This window comes from Anaerotalea alkaliphila (assembly GCF_010179735.1).
In the GTDB taxonomy this organism is placed as follows: domain Bacteria; phylum Bacillota; class Clostridia; order Lachnospirales; family Vallitaleaceae; genus Anaerotalea; species Anaerotalea alkaliphila.
Map to the genome: position 1 here is coordinate 1 of NZ_JAAEEH010000085.1, position 1,707 is coordinate 1,707.

The following is a 1,707-nucleotide window of genomic DNA, read 5'->3' on the forward strand; positions in this document are numbered from 1 at the left end:
TCCCAGTTTGCTGCACTTGGGGTTTTTAGGTCTTCCCTTGACCGCGCTTTCGCGCATTTACGGTACCCAAACTCCAGCCCTGGGGCTTTCGCCGGATCCGTTTCCTTAGAAAGGAGGTGATCCAGCCGCACCTTCCGATACGGCTACCTTGTTACGACTTCACCCCAGTCATCGATTTCGCCTTAGGCAGCTCCCTCCTTGCGGTTGGGCCACTGACGTTGGGCGCCTCCGACTCCCGTGGTGTGACGGGCGGTGTGTACAAGGCCCGGGAACGTATTCACCGCGACATTCTGATTCGCGATTACTAGCGATTCCAACTTCATGTAGTCGAGTTGCAGACTACAATCCGAACTGGGACGGCTTTTTTGGGGTTTGCTCCGGATCACTCCCTCGCTTCCCTTTGTAGCCGCCATTGTAGCACGTGTGTAGCCCAGATCATAAGGGGCATGATGATTTGACGTCATCCCCACCTTCCTCCGAGTTGTCCCCGGCAGTCTCTCTAGAGTTCCCATCCGAAATGCTGGCTACTAAAGATAAGGGTTGCGCTCGTTGCGGGACTTAACCCAACATCTCACGACACGAGCTGACGACAACCATGCACCACCTGTCTTCTCCGCCCCGAAGGGAATGGACCGTTACGTCCACGTCGGATCGATGTCAAGACCTGGTAAGGTTCTTCGCGTTGCTTCGAATTAAACCACATGCTCCACCGCTTGTGCGGGCCCCCGTCAATTCCTTTGAGTTTCAATCTTGCGATCGTACTCCCCAGGTGGAGTGCTTAATGCGTTCACTTCGGCACCGACCCTTCAAGAGCCGACACCTAGCACTCATCGTTTACGGCGTGGACTACCAGGGTATCTAATCCTGTTCGCTCCCCACGCTTTCGTACCTCAGCGTCAGTTACAGTCCAGCAAGTCGCCTTCGCCACTGGTGTTCCTCCTAATATCTACGCATTTCACCGCTACACTAGGAATTCCACTTGCCTCTCCTGCACTCTAGCTTGGCAGTTTCAAATGCAGTCCCCAGGTTGAGCCCGGAGCTTTCACATCTGACTTGCCATGCCGCCTACGTACCCTTTACACCCAGTAATTCCGGATAACGCTTGCCCCCTACGTATTACCGCGGCTGCTGGCACGTAGTTAGCCGGGGCTTCTTAGTCAAGTACTGTCATCTTCTTCCTTGCTGATAGAAGTTTACGATCCGAAGACCTTCTTCCTTCACGCGGCGTCGCTGCATCAGGGTTTCCCCCATTGTGCAATATTCCCCACTGCTGCCTCCCGTAGGAGTTTGGGCCGTGTCTCAGTCCCAATGTGGCCGATCACCCTCTCAGGTCGGCTACTGATCGTCGCCTTGGTAGGCCTTTACCCCACCAACCAGCTAATCAGACGCGGGCCCATCTTGTACCACCGGAGTGTTTTCCCACCGTCCCATGCGGGACTGTAGGCTTATGCGGTTTTAGCACAAATTTCTTTGTGTTATCCCCCTGTACAAGGCAGGTTGCCCACGCGTTACTCACCCGTCCGCCGCTCTCATCAAGCTTCTTCGGCCGAAGCCGCTTCCGCTTGAATCCCGCTCGACTTGCATGTGTTAGGCACGCCGCCAGCGTTCATCCTGAGCCAGGATCAAACTCTCATAAAAAGTTCTCTCCGGCAGCATAAACTCTGACCTTCCGCTTTCGCGGGTTTAGTCTTGGAATTACGTTGTTTT

At 54.7% G+C, this 1,707-nt stretch carries 1 rRNA gene; it reads right to left on the reverse strand.

The features are described 5' to 3' along the window. Nucleotides 1-109: 109 nt before the first annotated feature. Nucleotides 110-1,638: ribosomal RNA gene (locus GXN74_RS14205) — 16S ribosomal RNA — on the reverse strand. Nucleotides 1,639-1,707: the final 69 nt, after the last annotated feature.